Annotated in this window: 12 protein-coding genes; all 12 read right to left on the minus strand. The window is 54.6% G+C overall.

Annotated elements, in window-relative coordinates; genetic code table 11:
- Positions 1–31: 31 nt before the first annotated feature.
- The 12 genes from R8G34_03900 to R8G34_03955 all read right to left on the minus strand — a co-directional run bounded on the left by R8G34_03900 (position 32) and on the right by R8G34_03955 (position 16,610).
- Positions 32–2,611 carry a molybdopterin-dependent oxidoreductase gene (locus R8G34_03900; GenBank protein MDW3222016.1) on the minus strand — a complete coding sequence of 860 codons (2,580 nt, stop codon included), beginning with the start codon at positions 2,609–2,611 and terminating at the stop codon, positions 32–34.
- Entirely contained in the window at positions 2,608–2,943 is a 336-nt protein-coding gene (gene nirD / locus R8G34_03905; protein ID MDW3222017.1) for a nitrite reductase small subunit NirD, read from the minus strand. Before nirD ends, R8G34_03900 begins: the two co-directional genes overlap by 4 nt.
- Positions 2,940–5,369: a nitrite reductase large subunit NirB gene (nirB, locus tag R8G34_03910; protein MDW3222018.1), complete on the minus strand. Its 2,430-nt coding sequence runs from the start codon at positions 5,367–5,369 to the stop codon at positions 2,940–2,942. Before nirB ends, nirD begins: the two co-directional genes overlap by 4 nt.
- Positions 5,369–7,066: an ABC transporter ATP-binding protein gene (locus tag R8G34_03915; protein MDW3222019.1), complete on the minus strand. Its 1,698-nt coding sequence runs from the start codon at positions 7,064–7,066 to the stop codon at positions 5,369–5,371. The genes nirB and R8G34_03915 overlap by 1 nt, the downstream gene beginning before the upstream one ends.
- Positions 7,067–7,072: 6 nt before the next feature.
- Entirely contained in the window at positions 7,073–8,146 is a 1,074-nt protein-coding gene (locus R8G34_03920) for an ABC transporter permease (protein MDW3222020.1), read from the minus strand.
- 67 nt (positions 8,147–8,213) lie between these two features.
- Complete coding sequence (locus R8G34_03925) at positions 8,214–9,581, minus strand: CmpA/NrtA family ABC transporter substrate-binding protein (GenBank protein ID MDW3222021.1); 1,368 nt, start codon at positions 9,579–9,581, stop codon at positions 8,214–8,216.
- A 233-nt stretch (positions 9,582–9,814) separates the two neighbouring features.
- Positions 9,815–10,999, minus strand: a complete 1,185-nt coding sequence (locus tag R8G34_03930) for a CmpA/NrtA family ABC transporter substrate-binding protein (GenBank protein MDW3222022.1) — start codon at positions 10,997–10,999, stop codon at positions 9,815–9,817.
- Positions 10,996–11,580 (minus strand): ANTAR domain-containing protein, encoded by a 585-nt coding sequence (locus tag R8G34_03935; protein ID MDW3222023.1) that lies wholly within the window; start codon positions 11,578–11,580, stop codon positions 10,996–10,998. Before R8G34_03935 ends, R8G34_03930 begins: the two co-directional genes overlap by 4 nt.
- A gap of 1,100 nt (positions 11,581–12,680) precedes the next feature.
- Complete coding sequence (locus R8G34_03940; protein MDW3222024.1) at positions 12,681–13,412, minus strand: peptidase; 732 nt, start codon at positions 13,410–13,412, stop codon at positions 12,681–12,683.
- A 34-nt stretch (positions 13,413–13,446) separates the two neighbouring features.
- Positions 13,447–14,244, minus strand: coding sequence for a transglutaminase family protein (locus R8G34_03945; GenBank protein ID MDW3222025.1), 798 nt, complete (start codon positions 14,242–14,244; stop codon positions 13,447–13,449).
- Positions 14,245–15,186: an alpha-E domain-containing protein gene (locus tag R8G34_03950; GenBank protein MDW3222026.1), complete on the minus strand. Its 942-nt coding sequence runs from the start codon at positions 15,184–15,186 to the stop codon at positions 14,245–14,247.
- Entirely contained in the window at positions 15,186–16,610 is a 1,425-nt protein-coding gene (locus R8G34_03955) for a circularly permuted type 2 ATP-grasp protein (GenBank protein ID MDW3222027.1), read from the minus strand. Before R8G34_03955 ends, R8G34_03950 begins: the two co-directional genes overlap by 1 nt.
- Positions 16,611–17,843 lie beyond the last annotated feature (1,233 nt).

Below are 17,843 nucleotides of genomic sequence, written 5' to 3' on the forward strand. Positions count from 1 at the left end.
CGCAAGACGGTTGCATTAATTGGCACACAGATCATTCGGCGGCCACGGGTCGGCGCATTTGCTCGATGAGCTCGGCCAGTTCGGGCTTGCAGGATCCGCAATTTGTACCGGCGCATGTTGCGACAGCAAGTGCATCCACGCTTGTCGCCCCGGCTGAAATTGCATCGCGCAATGTGTTGATCCCGACATTGAGACAGGCGCACATTGTGGCGCCGGGGTCAGGTTTGTCGACGCCGCCGCGTCCTGCCAAAGCCTGCAGGGAAGGCGTTGATGTGCCGATCAGAGACACCGCGTGCGAGCGGGACAAATTTACGGGATCGGGCGCAGCAAAAAACAGCCCCGCAAGTTGGTCGCCATCATGAAAGGCGATGCGGGTCTGTCGACCGGTCTGATCGTGCATTTCGGATGCAGTACCGGTGGTGATCCCCAAGAGGTTTCTCGCCAACTCTTCCCAGTTGGCTGGCGCGGCAGTGCCTGCGAACTCACCTTGCCACCCGGTCAGCGATCTGGCTATAGCGCTATAGGGCCCTTTGGGCGACATCGCCTTTAAGGATGCCGCAAAGCCGTACCAGCCTGCGGTATATTTTTGCACCGTTACCTGATTGGTTTTCAGAGCCGGCTGTCCTGAAACGGGATCAACTTTGGACGCGCTCAACATGTTCACAACCCCGGCACTGCTGTGCTGGCGCGTCCAGTGCATCGGGGCAAACACCTGTCCTTTTACGACGCGCTCGGTGGTCATGGCCCGCAAGATGGCCTGCCCGAAACCATTGGACAGCACCACGAGATCACCGGCCAGTATCTCCAATCGCGCCGCATCAGAGGGATGTAATTCCACGTAGGGTTCCGCCAGATGAGCACCAAGGCGCGGGGCTTTGCCGCTGCGGGTCATGGTGTGCCACTGGTCCCGGTTGCGCCCGGTGTTGAGGTTGAATGCACCCTGTGCGACAGGCGTTGGTGCCGCAACCGGCACCATGCGTGCCTTGCCACCCGGATGAAAGAAACCGCCCTCGGCAAAAAAACGTTTTCCATTTCGCGGCCACTGCGTCGGGATCATTTTGGCGTAATCCACATCCGAAAAAACGCTCAAATCAAGGTCGCGTCCAAAATCGGCGGATGCGGCGGAAAGCTTTACGTATTCGGCAAAAATGTCGGCCGGAGACGCGTACTCAAAGGCATCGCCCCACCCCATGCGTTTGGCAACACCACAAACGATTTTCCAATCGGGCCGCGCCTCGCCCGGAACTGGCAGGAATGCCCGCTGGCGCGAAATGCGGCGTTCGGAATTGGTGACTGTTCCGTCTTTCTCGCCCCACCCGGTTGCTGGCAACAAAACATCCGCGAGATCGCCCGTATCCGTGCGCGCCAAGATATCTGACACGGCAACAAAGGGCACATTCGCGATGGCCTTGGCGACAGCACCCGCGTCCGGCATGCTGACCGCGGGGTTGGTCGACATAACCCACAGCGCTTTGATCTTGCCCGCTGCGCAAGCTTGAAACAAATCTACGGCCTTCAAACCGGGACGCGTGGAGATCGTCGGACTGCCCCAAAAGTCCTGTACACAAGACCGGTGGTCCGGGTTTTCGATGTCCAGATGATTGGCCAGCATGTTTGCCAGACCGCCAACCTCGCGCCCACCCATGGCGTTGGGTTGGCCTGTCAGAGAAAATGGACCACACCCCGGTTTTCCGATCCGCCCCGTGGCCAGATGGCAATTCAGGATTGCATTGACCTTGTCGGTGCCACAATCGGATTGGTTGACACCTTGAGAATAGAGTGTCACGACCTTTTCAGTTCCCGCCCAAAGTTCGTAAAAATGCGTGAGCGCTTCTGAGGACAGACCACTTTCGATAGGATCATCCAATCGCGCCTGTGTCATTGCTGGAATAGCGCCCGAAACGTGATCATGCAGGTAACGCTGATCCAACGCATCATTATCTGCCAGATAGGCCAGCAATCCATTGAACAGGGCAATGTCACCGCCGGGCGCGATGCTCAGGTGGTGATCCGCAAAGGCGGAAGTTGCCGTTTTGCGCGGGTCGATGTTGACAATTTGCATCTGCGGACGCGCGACTTTTGCGGCGGCGATGCGTTGGTGCAGAACCGGGTGACACCACGCCAGATTTGAACCGACCATTACAATAAGATCGGCATCTTCAAGATCAGCATAGATACCGGGGACCGTATCCGTTCCAAAGGCCCGCTTATGCCCCGCGACCGATGACGCCATGCAAAGACGCGAGTTTGTATCGATATTTGCGGACCCGATGAACCCTTTCATCAGCTTGTTGGCGACATAGTAATCCTCGGTCAGCAACTGGCCTGACACATAAAATGCGACGCTGTCAGGGCCGTGATCGCGGATCGCGGTGCTGAATTTATCCGCCATGAGGTCGAGTGTTTCATCCCACTCCGCGTCTTGCCCACCAATTTGAGGGCGTAAAAGCCGCCCCTCTAGATCAATTGTTTCACCCAACGCCGCACCTTTTGAGCACAGGCGCCCAAAATTTGCCGGGTGCTCAGGGTCGCCTTTGATCGTGCCATCAGCGCCTGCCAAAACACCACAGCCGACACCGCAATAGGGACAGGTTGTCTGCGTCAGGCTCATGCCACGGCCCGTTGGTCCAGCATCGCCGCATCCAGAAAGATGCGACCACCTTCAACGCGTGCAGGATAGGTTGCCACCTGCCCTTCATCGGGCCCTTGAACCGATCCAGTTTCAAGCGAAATCACCCAATTGTGCAACGGGCATGTCACCGAATTGCTGTGCACGATCCCTTCGGCCAAAGGACCGTTCTTGTGCGGACAGGCATTGTCAAGGGCAAAAACCTCGTCTGTTCCCGTGCGAAAAACAGCGATACAACCATGCACCGTTTTCACCAGGCGCGCGCCGCGTTTTGGGATGTCATCTAGTGCGGCAATATCGATCCAGTTGCTCATTCCGCAGCCTCCAACGACAGGTTTGCAATAGGTTGATAGGTCTCCGCCTTGGCCACGTGCTGGGCCCATGGATCCTTGCGATATACGGTTTGGGAAAGTTCAAAACGGGCCACCAGCTTGGCGCGGTTTTCCAGATCCATCACCTGCTCTTCGATCCAATCGAGGCCAACTTTAGACATCCATTTATAGATGCGATCCAGATACTTGGCGTTTTCACGGTAGGATTGCGTAACCGCTTTGATGACGTCGATCACCTCGCTTTCACTCGCAACCTGACACAGCAGTTCCGTTTCCCGAACGTCCATCCCTGCCGCGCCACCGATGCTGATCTGATAACCGCTGTCCACACAAACCACGCCGATATCCTTGCAGGTTGCCTCTGCGCAATTGCGCGGACAGCCTGACACGCCAAGTTTCAGTTTATGCGGCGTCCAGGACCCCCACAGGGTTTTTTCCAAATTGATCCCGAGACCCGTACTGTCCTGCGTGCCAAAACGGCAATGATCCGTGCCGACACAGGTTTTTACAGTGCGCAGACCCTTTGAATAGGCGTGGCCGGAAACCATCCCTGCCTTGTTCAAATCGTGCCAGATGGCTGGCAGATCTTCACCTTTCACACCCAGTAAATCGATACGCTGTCCGCCGGTCACCTTAACCGTTGGCACCGCGAATTTATCCGCCGCATCTGCGATTGCGCGTAATTCGTCCGGCGTGGTGATGCCGCCCCACATGCGCGGCACGACGCTGAAGGTGCCGTCCTTCTGGATATTTGCGTGTTTGCGCTCGTTGATGAAACGCGATTGTGGATCGTCCTGATATTCAAGCGGCCAATCTGCCAAGAGGTAGAAATTCAAAGCCGGGCGGCAAACATGGCACCCGCAAGAGGTTTTCCAACCGCATTCCTGCCAAACGGCAGCCATGGATTTCAATTCCTGGCTCTTGACCATCCGCCGCACATCTTCGTGCGTCATATCCGTGCAGCCGCAAACAGAAGCGACCGCAGGCAGCACAAAATCATCGCCCAGGGTAACAGCTAGAACCTGCTCCACCAAGCCGGTGCATGTACCACAGGACCCGGACGCTTTGGTCGTCGCGCGCACTGCGCCCAAATCTGTGGCCCCTGCCGCAATCGCATCCTCAATCTTACCTTTGCAAATGCCGTTGCAGCCACAGATTTCCGCATCACGCGGTAAGGCTGCAACGGCTGAGAGCGGGTCCGAGGGGGCACCACCCTGAAAAGCCGGACCAAAGATCAACGTCTCGCGCATGTCCGCGATGTCGGTTTTGTCGCGTATCAACCCAAAGAACCAGTTGCTATCAGCTGTATCGCCATACATTACAGCGCCGATGATCTGGTTGTTTTCAAGGACCAGACGGCGGTAAACACCACGCGCGGGGTCCCGGAACACAATGTCTTCGCGCGTCTCACCTTCGGCAAAATCCCCAGCGCTGAACAGGTCACACCCGGTTACTTTGAGCTTGGTGGACAGCTCTTTTTGAACGAAGGCCGCATCCTCACCAAGCAGCGTTTTTGCGACGACCTTCGCCTGATCATAAAGCGGTGCGACCAGACCAAAGATCGCCCCGTCATGCTCCACACATTCGCCGACCGCCAGAACGTCAGCGTCCGACGTCCGCATTTGATCGTCAACATGGATGCCCTTGCCGACGGCAAGGCCTGCATCCTGCGCTAGGGCGATGTTGGGGCGAATGCCCACAGCCATGACCAGCAGATCACATGGCAGTTCGGTGCCATCGTCCAACAGCAGCGCTTTAACATGCCCGTTCTCGCCAAGAATTTCTTTGGAATTGGCAGAACATCTGACGGTGATGTTCTTGTCCACCAACGCCTTGCGTAACAAATACCCGGCGGCCTCATCCAACTGACGCTCCATCAGGTGCCCCATGATGTGCACAACCGTTACGTCAACGCCGCGCGCCGCCATGCCTGCCGCCGCCTCCAACCCCAAAAGGCCTCCACCAATCACCACGCATTTGTTATCTTCGCCCAGGCCCATCATGCGCTCGGTATCTTCCAGATCACGGTATGCGATAACGCCGTTCAGATCGTGGCCCGGCAACGGGATCATAAAGGGATTGGACCCGGTACCAAACAAAAGCTTGTCGTAGGAAAGCACGTCACCATTGTCGGCGGTGACGGCTTTTGCCGCCCGATCTATCGCGACAACCTTTTCGCCAAACCGGCAGTTCACGCCGTTCTCTTCGTACCACTCGGCCGTGTGCGTGATGATTTCCTCATATGTCTTTTCGCCCGACAAAACAGGTGACAACATGATGCGATTGTAGTTGCCGCGCGGTTCTCCGTTAAACAGCGTGACGTCATAGCCGCCCCCTGCGTCCAACAAGTGTTCCAACGCGCGACCGGTGGCCATTCCGGCACCAATGATGATTAACTTCTGGGTCATTATTCTGCCGCCACTACTGTTTTGAGTTTTGATCCTGGGCCCGGCGCGCGTTTGGAGTGATTGCCGTGCTCATATTCTTCAAGGAAATCCAGCACTTCGGCGCGGTAATTGTAATAATCGGGGTGCTCCAACAACGCCTTTCGGGTTCTTGGTCGCGGCAATTTCACGTCTGTGATCTTGCCAATTCTGGCCTGCGGGCCATTCGTCATCATCACCACACGGTCCGCCAGCAAGATCGCCTCATCCACGTCATGTGTTACGCAAACGGCCGTCACCTTGGTGCGGGACCAGACCTCCATCAGAACTTCTTGCAGCTCCCAACGCGTAAGGCTGTCCAGCATGCCGAAGGGCTCATCCAACAACAGCAATTTAGGTGACAAAGCAAAGGCGCGCGCGATACCGACACGTTGCTTCATGCCGTTGGACAGCGACGATGCCTGTTTGTCCATACTATCGGCAAGACCAACACGTTCGAGATAGTACTCAATCACATCCTGACGTTCCGCCCGCGATGCATTGGGATAGACCTTGTCCACGCCGATCGCGACGTTTTCCTTGGCGCTTAGCCATGGAAACAGATTTGGCGACTGGAAGACCACGGCGCGTTCCGGGTCCGCCCCCTCAACGTTCCAGCCATCCAAACGGATCGCGCCTTTCGAAATTGGGTTCAGCCCGGCGGCCATCGTAAGCACGGTGGATTTGCCGCATCCTGAATGTCCGATCAGGCTGATGAACTCACCCTTGTTGATCTTGAGGTCAAAATCTTCGACCACCGTCAACGGGCCTTTTGGGGTCGGATACACTTTATGCAATTGCGAAAAGACCAGATATCGTTCCTCGATTGCCCCCTTTTGCGCATTGGCAACAGCCGCAGGCACCGAATGGATCGGCACCACATCCGGCAACGACCGTGCGCCTTCAATCTTGGAGGCAATACCCACATCCATCAGATACTTGGTCACACTTGCCCGCAGCGCCTTGAATGTCGCGTCATCGTTCATTTCCCCGCGGTCACGCGGGCGCGGAATGTTGACCTGCACGGGGTCGGCCAATGTACCATCAGGATTGAGCGGGATAATCCGGTCGGCCAAAAGAATGGCCTCATCCACGTCATTGGTGATCAGAATGCAGGTCTTTTTGTCGGTTTCCCAGATGTCGAGGATTTCATCCGCGAGATTGGCCCGCGTCAGTGCATCCAGCGCGCTCAGCGGCTCATCCAAAAGCAGCATTTTAGGGTTCATCGCCAATGCCCGCGCAACGGCAACCCGTTGGCGCATACCACCAGAGAGTTCAGAAGGACGGCGCGCAATTGCATGGGACAGACCGACCATCCCAACATAGTGGTCGATCTTGGCCTGACGGACGTCACGAGACAGCTTTGGGAACACTGCATCAATAGCAAGACCCACATTGCCACCCACAGTCAGCCAAGGCATCAGTGAATAGCTCTGAAACACCAAGCCGCGCTCTGGTCCCGGCCCTCCAATTGGCGCGCCTTTGAAGCTTACTTGACCGGTGTCCGGCATTTCGAGGCCGGCGATCAGGTTCATCAAGGTGGATTTTCCAGTTCCGGAAAAACCCAGGATCGCTACGAACTCCCCTTCTTTGACATCAAGATTGATGCCCTTCAGGACTTCCATGCGGCTGGTGCCCTGCCCAAACCCTTTTGAGACGTTTTCAAATCTGAGAATGCTCATGAGACCCTACCGGTTTTCGGAAAACGTAAACATGGATTGCAAGGCGAACATCACGCGATCCAACAGGAAACCAATGATCCCGATGGTGAAGACCGCAACCATGATTTTGGCCAGCGATTGAGATGATCCGTTTTGGAACTCATCCCAGACGAATTTTCCAAGTCCGGGGTTCTGCGCCAACATTTCTGCAGCGATTAAGACCATCCAGCCGACGCCGAGTGACAAGCGCAGCCCGGTAAAAATCAAAGGCAATGCTGACGGCAGGACAAGCTTTGTGATCTTGGTATAGGTGTTCATTTTCAGCACCTTGGACACGCTGACCAGATCCTTGTCGATGGAGGAAACCCCAAGTGCTGTATTGATCAACGTCGGCCAGAGCGAACACAGCGTTACCGTGATCGCTGACACAAGGAACGACTTGGTGAACATGCCATCATTGGTCGTGTAAACCGCCGACACGACCATCGTGACGATAGGCAACCAGGCCAGCGGGCTTACCGGTTTGAAAATCTGAATGATCGGGTTGATCGCAGCGTTTGCGGTGACGGAAAGACCAGCCATGATCCCGACAGGAATGGCGATCACGGACCCGATCAGGAACCCGAAAAAGACCGTTTTTATCGATGTCCAGATTTGCGCGTAATAGGTGGGTTTGCCAGTATAGGTTCTGTCGCGCACCTTGTCCGCCTGCCCGTCCGCAATCAGCTTAGCGTTACGCACGTCCTGCCGTTCATAAAAGGCAGCTTCTTTTTGACGCTCGCGCACCGCGTCTTCGTTCAGATTGACCGCTTGTTCCCAGACCTGCACTGGCCCCGGGATAGCGCCAAGCGATGTCTGCACCGTCGGTGCCAATGCCGCCCAAGCGCTGATGAAAATCCCAATGGCCAAAAGCGGCACACCCAGCAATCGCCAGATTTCGGACATCTGAGCACGCGGATTGTCGCCAGCAGCGGCCTTCAGAATTGGCGTCAGCCATGCCAATCCCAGCACTTGAAACCAAGTATCGGCTTTGTTGATGCGCGTAAAAAGGCGCGCGCGGCGGGCTTCACCCTCAAGTGAATCGGGGTCAATGGCGGTCATTTTGCACCTCTGATGTTCAAATCCAGGGAAATGTCGCCCGCCGCACCAAGTGCCGCGGGCGGGTGTCTCAGTTTCGGACTTCGGAACCTTCGATGACCTGGTTGCCTTTCAGGCCGATGGGCAGGCTTTCCAGATAGGCGTTGGGTGCGCGGCCATCGTAGGGGATGCCATCGATGATATCGCCGCCCGGTGTCGGTGCTTTGAAGCCGTCACTGCCCCATGGAAAATCGGCTTCTTGCGCCATCGCGTCATCGACCAAGAGGCGCGCCGCTTCAAGATAGATGTCCGGTCGATACACAGACTTTGCCGTCTCAAAGAACCATTCGTCGGATTTGGCTTCGGCGATTTGCCCCCAGCGACGCATCTGGGACAAGTACCAGATCGCATCGGAATAATACGGATAGGTCGCGTTATAGCGGAAGAAAACGTTGAAATCCGGGGCCGCACGTCGGTCGCCTTTCTCAAACTCAAAGAAGCCTGTCATCGAGTTTGCGATCACTTCCACATCTGCACCGACATACTCTGAGCGTGCCAGAATTTCGACTGCAGCCTCGCGGTTGGCGTTGTCATTCTCGTCCAGCCAGATCGCCGCACGGATCAACGCCTTGGTCAACGCAATGGTCGTGTTGGGGTTCTCATCCGCAAATTCCTTGGTGATCCCAAAAACTTTTTCCGGGTTGTTCTTCCACATGTCATAATCGGTTATGACCGGCACGCCGATGCCCTTGAACACCGCTTGCTGGTTCCACGGCTCTCCGACGGAATAGCCATTGATGGTCCCCGCCTCCATCGTGGACGGCATTTGCGGCGGTGGCGTCACGGACAGGAAAACATCCGCGCCAATTTGACCGCTCACATCCTGAGGGGAGTAGTAACCGGGTTGCAAACCGCCAGCCGCAAGCCAGTAGCGGATTTCGTAATTGTGGGTCGAAACGGGAAACACCATGCCCATGTTGAACGGCTCACCGCGGTCTTTGTATTCCTCAACAACCGGGGCCATCGCGCTGGCACTGATCGGGTGCTGGGGGCGACCGTCCGCCATCAACGGAACATTTGGTTTCATCTGTTTCCAGATTTCGTTGGAGACGGTGATTGCGTTCCCGTTCAAATCCATCGAAAACGGCGTGATGATATGCGCTTCAGTGCCATAACCGATTGTTGCCGCAAGCGGTTGCCCGGCCAGCATATGTGCGCCATCCAGTTGACCATCTATGACGCCATCCAGCAAAACTTTCCAGTTTGCCTGCGCTTCCAACGTGACAAACAAACCTTCGTCTTCAAAGTACCCGTTTTCATAAGCAATGGCCAAGGGCGCCATATCGGTAAGCTTGATGAACCCAAATGTGAGTTCGTCTTTTTCCAGGTCCAGCATTTCGGCCATCCCCGGGCTGGCGCAGAAGGCTGCGGAAACAAGTAGCCAATTCAGTCTGTTCATTTTGACAATCCCTGTGGAAATCCATGTGGAAATGCAAAAAGCCGCACGATTGGAACATGCGGGAGGAGGTGCATGCACAATCGAGCGGCTTTGCTCTTTAATTCTGTGGCTGGCAGCATTGTCAGCCGAGTAAGGCATCTTTGCCTGCTTCGACATTCGCGCTTTCCGATCTGTATCGCACACAGAAAGTTTGCCAACGCAGCATTTTTCTGCCGCGTTGCAGAAACTGCCCCTTATTTGGGCTGTTTTGACCCACCAAAGTCGAAAACTGCGCCGTTAAAAAATCTGTCAGGGCCGAGAATCATCTCTCCCTTACTCGAAGCAACAGCCGTTGGAACGCTCATCGACCCTTCAACTTTTTCAGAGGCGCCAGGCATATCCACCCCAATCAACGTCAGAGCTTCACGGTAGATGTCAGTTCGAAAACAGTCACGAGCAGCTGATCGGGCATGATCGCGGTCCAGATCATGCCAGCCCGCCAGAACATCTGCGATCCAGGCGGCCTGACTACGCCACGGAAAGTTGGCGGCTCCCTTGTGAAAACCGAGGAACCGGTCCGCATGCATCGGCCGCTCCTCCAGCTTGGTCACAATTTGTTGCGTCAGTGCGGGATCAATCGCATGATCGGGCAGGTCGAGGTGTTGACTGCGCGCAAGTATTTCGACGGCCAAAGGAATATTTTCAGGCTGGTCCAACCAATGTGCGGCCTTATAGACGGCGCGGATCATCGCATGGCAACGAGAGGGGTTCTGGGTGACCCAATCACGTCGTGCGCCCAAGACTTTTTCGGGAGCGAATTCCCATATGCTCGATCCCGGCAATACCAGAATAGCATTGCTTTGTTGCACAGCCACCGATCCCCAAGGCTCTCCCACGCAAAACATATCCAGCGCTCCGTTGCGCACAGCTTGCGCCATCTGTGGGGGTGGAACCGTCACAATCTCAACCTGGTCAGGGTCTATTGGGGACTGCGACAACCAGGTCTCCAGCAACATACGGTGCATGGAGAACGGAAAGGGCACACCAATGCGCAACCGTCTTGGTGCAGCCTCAAAAAGCGCTGTTGAAGTTGATTGCGGATCGCAAAAGCTGTTGCGCCACCCGGTGTCGCGCATTTTCCGATCCAATTCGGCTGAAACGCCGATGACGGTACCGTTGACCGATAAAACCATGAGAGCATCAATGTGCGAGGGCATGCCTCCCAATCCCAGGGACATAGCAACCGGCATAGGCGACAGTATATGCGCAAATTCAATTTCTCCAAAGGCAAGCATGTCGCGCAACGCAGACCATGATGGCTGTTTCGCCAATGTCAGGTCGATGCCTTCTTGCGCTGCAAAACTTAACTCCTTGGCGATAATCAGCGGCGCGCAGTCCACAAGTGGGAGGTAACCACAATGAATCCGTGTTGTATTCATTGCAAAAGTTCCGCCGCCGTCACCAATGCCGCTGCGACATCAATCACCTTTCGCCCCTGATCCATCGCCGTTTTGCGCAGAAGGTTATAGGCTTCTTCTTCCGGGATCTCGCGCGCCCGCATCAAAAGGCCTTTTGCGCGATCAATCGTTTTGCGATCCAACAAAGCCTGCTTGGCGGCATCGAGTTCAGACTGCATCTTTGCGATCATCCTGAAACGAGCAATCGCGGTCTCCAGAACTGGCTTGATCCGATCTTTGCGCAGGCCATTTACCACATAGGCGCTCAATCCCGCAGAAATAGCCGCCTGTGTCATGAGCGCGTCGGTCTGATCCACAAACATCGCAACCGGGCGTGTGCGCGCGTTGGAAACGAGGCTCAGGTGTTCCAGCGTATCGCGATCCGGGTTTGCGAGGTCGATGAGAATAATGTCGGGGTCTTGCTGCGTAAGTGTGCTCTCAAGCGCATCGGCTGACCCAATAACCGTTACATCATGCCAACCGCCGTCGTTCAGCGCATCGATGATCTCAAGCGCTTTTGATTGATCAAGTTCGACCACGAGTATTTTCAAGTCTCTGTGCACGTCGCGTGCCTAGCTGTATCGGCCAAAAAAGTGCCATAGACGTGCCCCTGTTTTGCAGTCGTATGCGATGCGTGCCTTTGGAATTTGCGGTCTGAAAGAAGCTTGCCCAAAGAATACGCACTCTGCAAAAATCTGCTGCACTGCCAGGCTAAGCCACTGTTTGTGGCGCATCACGCTCAGCGCGACTGGGGTGCAACCGGATGTCCTTGCCCTGTCGGGTCACTCACAGCGCTCCGGTGCGAAGCCTGTGTCTCATGAAGACAGATCGTTCTACCCCGGTTTGATCCACATTTTATGGTCCACACTGGTTCCAGACAGGCACCGTTGTCGCGTTAAATCATGGCTTTACAAGGTCGACCCAACCAAGATGACCTTACTTTTTGAACCCTGTGACGCCCATCTATTCTTGCGAGACACTCCGAATTTGCAAGACTTGCGCCTCGAAATCCAGACCGTGTCTTTGCGTCACCTGATCGATGTTCCAGCAACACAGAAGCCGCGCGTATCTGGAGACCAGAAAGAGTTCTTCTCGCCTCTGCAGTTGTACCAACGCTCTGCCACAGAAGTACTTGCACGCCGTTTTTTCGGCACGAACCATCGACGATGCTTTGCAAACTGGATTCTGATCTGAGAGCCCAGCTTTTGGCCGTGGCATTGGAAAAACGGCTTTAAAACTCGGAAGCTCCTGCGGAAACATCGTTTCAGTAGTCCGCGAGTTTAGCGGTCCAATGGGCGCCGCAGAGCCGGATGCGACAGTGCAAATATTCGAACTATCGTAACGGGGACCGGACTGCGTCAGACGCTGTATCGCTGGACGGGTCTGGAACTTGCGCTCGAGACGCGCATGGAGTCTATGATCGAACTCTCGGCCCCGTTATTCCGTGATAACAATAGATCCGATCAAGCCAAAATCCGATAAATGATTTCGAAATTCCGGTTGCAACATGCATTTAAGAGCGGGCATCGTCATCGGCGACAAAAAAACTCGAATTCCAATCCGCCAAGCTTGCATGTCGCTATGCTTCTGACAGATCATGTTCAAATCGAGCGTCCATGACTTGAAACGCATCACGCCACGAACGCAAAGCGTCCGCAGTGTTTCAAATCGAGTAACTTGGCAATTTTCCAAATGCATCTTTCAACGCATCCCCCCAATTGGCAGAAATGCTTTGGTATATTTCGTCGGATGCCTCGATCCGCTTTTTGCGATCTGAGTTAAAGGACTCATTTTCATAAATCTCGACATCGAACGGCAAACCAACACCGAGGTTGGCTTTTACAGTTGAATCAAAAGAGACAATCAACAGCTTGAGCGCTTCCTCAAAGCTCAAATCCGGATCATAGGCGCGTACAAGAATCGGCTTGCCGTACTTTGTTTCGCCAATCTGAAAAAAGGGCGTATCCTCGGTCAGCTCAATGAAATTCCCTTCGGGATAAATCAGAAAAATAGTGGATTGACCGCCCAGTATCTGCCCGCCGACGATAATGGAGGCACGAAACTGGTCTGCGGAGGACTGACCAGAAGGATCGCTGGAGGCAATAACCTCCTTGAGGGTCGTACCGACAAGCCGTGCGACCTGAAACATCGTGGCTTCGCGCAGGATGCTGGGGTCTCTGTCTTCCGCAGATTTCGAACGTTCTTCCAGCAGGCTGATCAGAGATTGGGTCGTTGCAAGATTACCTGCCGTCATGACGGTGATCCGTCGCTCACCCGGCACCGTCCAGGTGAACATTTTCCGGCTGACCGAAAAATTATCCACGCCCGCGCTGGTTCGAGTGTCCGACATGAACAACAGACCCTTGTTGATCCGCATGCCAACGCAATATGTCATTCAATTTCGCCTTATGACTCGCCTACAACCCTGATTACTGCTGCACCTGTAAAGATACAATCATCGCTTCATCAGACGCACCCATGCGCATGCCTGAAATCGGCGCAGCATCGCGCGCATCACGCCCGATCGCGATACGGACATATCTTTCATCAGGGGCGACGCCGTTTGACACATCAAAACCAACCCAGCCCAAATCGTCGATGTGAGCTTCCGCCCACGCATGGCTGGCGTCCTGATCAATCCGGTCGTTCATCATAAGATAGCCGCTGACATAGCGCGCCGGAATACCGGCTTTGCGTGCTGCTGCGACGAAGATATGAGCATGGTCCTGACACACGCCGGATCCGATTTGCAGTGCCTCCTCAGCGGAAGTATTCGAATTTGTGTCCCCGACCTGGTATGGCGTGGCCTGCAAAACCGCGGCAGAAAGCGCATGAAGCCCCGAGAGCGGCGCGTCGTGTTGACCCAGCACCCCGGCCAGCGCGACGACCCCAGTGCCCGGTTCCGTCAACGGCGTCGACTGTGCAAAGTGCCATAGAGGAGCGCGACCATACACCCGCCCCAAAACACCGGCAGTGTCATTGGTGGTTGCGACACCAGAGGCCGTGATCGTAAGTAAATGCGCACCTGAGTTTATGCTGACGAGATCAGTATGGTTGCCGTAATGATCCAGGTAGCTTGCTTCTACCTGCCCGCCATCTACGACGATGGTCCAATCGGAAATGCTCTGCAAAGCAGAGTTCAAAGGCCGCAGCCGTACTTTTTGAAGCGCGTAGTCAACCGGCTGATCGTAATCGTATTGCGTCGTATGTTTGATTTGAAGCTGCATTTAGATGTTGAACCTGTAATCCTGCTCGATCTGCAGACCAAGGTTTCCGTTATCGCGAATGACGGATCCCAGAAACTCATGCAAACCTTCTTCAAAAATGGAAGATATGTCGCGATTGTCGAGCCGGGCGCGGAGCTTATCGGCAAGGCTATGGCTGGCAAGCTTTTCGCCGTAACTATCGGCCAGATATCCCAGACTCGCGACAATTTCAGCGAGGCAGAAGGATAAAGAGCGCGGCATGCGTTGATCCAAAATCAGAAAACTTGCAATTGCAGGCGCAGTGAAATCTTCCTCTACCGCCCATCGAAAAGCGCGATGCGCTGAAACCGAACGCAGCAGGGTTTCCCACTGCACATTGTCCAACCTCCCCCCGACAACAGACGAGGCGGGCAAAAGCGCGTGATATTTTACATCCACGATCCGCGCAGTGTTGTCGGCGCGTTCCACATGGATGCCAATCTTGCAAAAATGATACGTATCCATACGCAACATCGTTCCGGTGAGCGCCCCGCGCACAAGGGCGGATTGTTGGCGAATAGCGGCGAGAACTTCCGGCAGTTCGGTTTCCTTGACCGGTTTACGAAGGATATTGCACAGCAACATCCAGGTCTCATTCACCGCCGTCCAGACTTCCCAGGTCAGCGCCGTGCGCACCAGTCGCGCATTGTCACGCGCCGATTTGACCGCCGAAAAGACCGATCCGGGGTTGTCAGCATCACGAAGTAAAAAATTGGTCACGCGCAGGCTGTCGTAACTGTTATATTTCGCCTCGAAAGCCGCCTGCGCAGCCGAGGTGACAATGACGGATTTCCATTCGGCTTCCGCATCCGTGGACCGGGTCAGCGCGATGCGGAAGCCCGCTTCGATCAGACGCGTCGTGTTTTCCGCCCGCTCAAGTGAGCGGAACATCCAGTACAGACCTCCTGCGGTTTTTCCCAGCATCAGTCTTCCAAAACCCACGTATCTTTTGTGCCACCGCCCTGGCTGGAATTCACAACCAGACTGCCCGCTTTCAATGCGACACGGGTCAGACCGCCGGGCGTTATGACGACACCTTCGGGCGAAACCTGCGCAAAGGGGCGCAGGTCAACATGTCGCGGCGCCAACCCGCTCTTGGTAAAGATGGGCACGGTGGATAACGACAGCGTCGGTTGGGCAATATAGTTTGAGGGTCTTGCTTTGAGTTTTGCCGCAAAATCTGAAAGCTCGCTTTTGCTCGCTGCAGGACCAACCAGCATACCGTAGCCACCTGAGCCATGCACCTCCTTGACCACAAGATCGGCGAGATTTTCCAGAACGTATTTCAGGGTCTGCGGTTCGGAACATCGATGCGTTTCAACGTTTTTCAGAATGGCGCGTTCGCCCGTGTAAAACTCAACAATATCAGGCATGTAACTATAGATGGCTTTGTCATCCGCGACCCCGGTACCGGGCGCATTGGCAATGGTGATATTGCCTGCGCGGTACACATCCATGATCCCGGGAACGCCCAACATCGAACTGGGGTTGAAAGTCAGCGGGTCGAGAAAATCATCATCAACCCGGCGATAAAGCACGTCGATAACTTTGTAGCCGCGCGTGGTGCGCATTGCGATATGGCCATCCACAACGCGCAAGTCATGACCTTCCACCAATTCGACCCCCATCTGGTCGGCAAGAAAGCTGTGTTCATAATAGGCCGAATTGTGAATGCCAGGGGTCAGCACCACAACACATGGCCGGTCCGTGCAGGAGTCGGGCGCGCTGGCTGCCAACGACCGGCGCAGGTTTTTGGGGTAATCGCTCACTTGCTGGACTTTGATCTTGCTGAAAAGTTCCGGAAACATCTGCAGCATGGTTTCGCGGTTCTCGAGCATGTAACTCACGCCGGAAGGCGTGCGCGCATTGTCTTCCAGCACAAAAAAATCGTCCTCGCCCGTGCGGACAATGTCCGTGCCGACAATATGGGTATACACGCCCCCCGGCGGTTTAAAATCCATCATCTGCGGCAGGAAGGCATCGTTCTTGGCAATCAGTTCGACCGGAACAATACCAGCTCGCAGGATTTCCTGGCGGTGGTATATGTCGTAAAGAAAGGCGTTTATCGCGCGGACACGTTGGTCGATACCTCTGGAAATTTTCGACCATTCCCGGTTGGACACAATACGAGGGACCAAATCAAACGGGATCAGACGTTCTTCAGCATCATTTGCGCCATACACATTGAAAGTAATGCCCGCACGGCGAAAGAAGGCCTCGGCCTGACCCGCCTTCTTTGCCAATCGCTTCCTGTTTTGATCCGAAAACCAACTGGCATAGTGAGCATAAGGCTGCCGCACACCGTCTGAGGCGTGCATTTCGCTAAAATGAGGGTTTTCTGAGGTCATTGCCGAACTCTACATTTATACCGTGGTATGGCAACTTCAGTTGACAAAAATGGAATCTAAGAGGAAGGCGAATTGGCGGTGCGCCGGCATTGGGTGAGTGCTGAGCGAGCGTGTTTTATCTCGATGAACATTCAGCATGTCCGATGTATCAACCGTCCAACGCTATCGCCATTTATGTCCAGATCATCTTTGTTTTACCTGTCGCCCCGTTGACAAAAAGACCTGCGGCAGGCTCTCGCCAGCGCTAGGGCGTCGCCGAAAAAACGTTTTCTCAAGCAAGAGTTGTTTTTTTAAATTCCCCTTTAAAACAGATGTTTAAATAATATTTTTTTCCTAAGCGCACTCGTATGTCTATCCGCAAGACGTTTCCTTTCCCATCCAGACACGCAAGTGCGATCCAGATCCGGCGCAAGAAATACAAAAACAATGTATTCGCCAAAGGTGATGCAGCGGGCAATTGCTCGAAATCTATCTAACAATCGTAAGATCAGAAGAGGAAACGCAACCGGAAGGCTTACAGAAAACAGCCTAAAAAATAGGCACGTCCTTCAAACTACGCGTTTGGAAATGAAGGCGGTGAGCAAAATCTTCGAAAAACCGAAGGCGTGCCTTTGAAAATGAGGCGGCGGTACGGCAGTTTACCAACGCGGTTCTTTCGGCGCACTTGCCTTCGTAGTTCCCTGAATGTCCCTTGACCAGATACCGCTCGCAACCAGGGCCGTTGGGTTTTTAACTTTGCATTGCCGATTTTCGAATTTGGTGGGCGTCGGTTGTTTGTCGCGGTCTGATAGTCGAATTGCCAGGGGAACGACTGCGTCTGCAGAATCGATCCCGACCCTCTGATCCGTCTGGTTTTTAGTGTGCCACATGGCTTACCCTTTTGATAATCCGCGCCGAGATGCTTGCCTGACAACTCAAACGAGCATGATGGTTTTCACAAACGGCCCGGCATATTGCGGTGAGAGCGCCATGAGCCAGGACTTGATTGCTGGCCTTCCAAGCGTTTTTAATCTAGTCGGCCTAGCGTTCATCCTCTTGCGCAAGTCAGGTTAGCGGTTTTTTACGCGTACATAAAACCCGCAGGGGTGACGGCTCAGCATTTTGCGCGCAACACGGACAAATTGATGTTCACGATGCTCGACCATAACCGCTTGCGTTACATGGTATCTCTGGAAAACTCGAATTCGGCCACTGTCCTCCTATGCATGGCACACGCAGATCGCATGCCTTCTC

It is taken from the genome of Paracoccaceae bacterium (assembly GCA_033344815.1).
Taxonomy (GTDB): Bacteria; Pseudomonadota; Alphaproteobacteria; order Rhodobacterales; family Rhodobacteraceae; genus Roseobacter.

Excerpts from the sequence above, each read along its gene's own strand:
- R8G34_03900 (MDW3222016.1), bottom strand. The coding sequence starts at position 2,611 with ATGAGCCTGACGCAGACAACCTGTCCCTATTGCGGTGTCGGCTGTGGT.
- nirD (MDW3222017.1), bottom strand. The coding sequence starts at position 2,943 with ATGAGCAACTGGATCGATATTGCCGCACTAGATGACATCCCAAAACGC.
- nirB (MDW3222018.1), bottom strand. The coding sequence starts at position 5,369 with ATGACCCAGAAGTTAATCATCATTGGTGCCGGAATGGCCACCGGTCGC.
- R8G34_03915 (MDW3222019.1), bottom strand. The coding sequence starts at position 7,066 with ATGAGCATTCTCAGATTTGAAAACGTCTCAAAAGGGTTTGGGCAGGGC.
- R8G34_03920 (MDW3222020.1), bottom strand. The coding sequence starts at position 8,146 with ATGACCGCCATTGACCCCGATTCACTTGAGGGTGAAGCCCGCCGCGCG.
- R8G34_03925 (MDW3222021.1), bottom strand. The coding sequence starts at position 9,581 with ATGAACAGACTGAATTGGCTACTTGTTTCCGCAGCCTTCTGCGCCAGC.
- R8G34_03930 (MDW3222022.1), bottom strand. The coding sequence starts at position 10,999 with ATGAATACAACACGGATTCATTGTGGTTACCTCCCACTTGTGGACTGC.
- R8G34_03940 (MDW3222024.1), bottom strand. The coding sequence starts at position 13,412 with ATGACATATTGCGTTGGCATGCGGATCAACAAGGGTCTGTTGTTCATG.
- R8G34_03945 (MDW3222025.1), bottom strand. The coding sequence starts at position 14,244 with ATGCAGCTTCAAATCAAACATACGACGCAATACGATTACGATCAGCCG.
- R8G34_03950 (MDW3222026.1), bottom strand. The coding sequence starts at position 15,186 with ATGCTGGGAAAAACCGCAGGAGGTCTGTACTGGATGTTCCGCTCACTT.
- R8G34_03955 (MDW3222027.1), bottom strand. The coding sequence starts at position 16,610 with ATGACCTCAGAAAACCCTCATTTTAGCGAAATGCACGCCTCAGACGGT.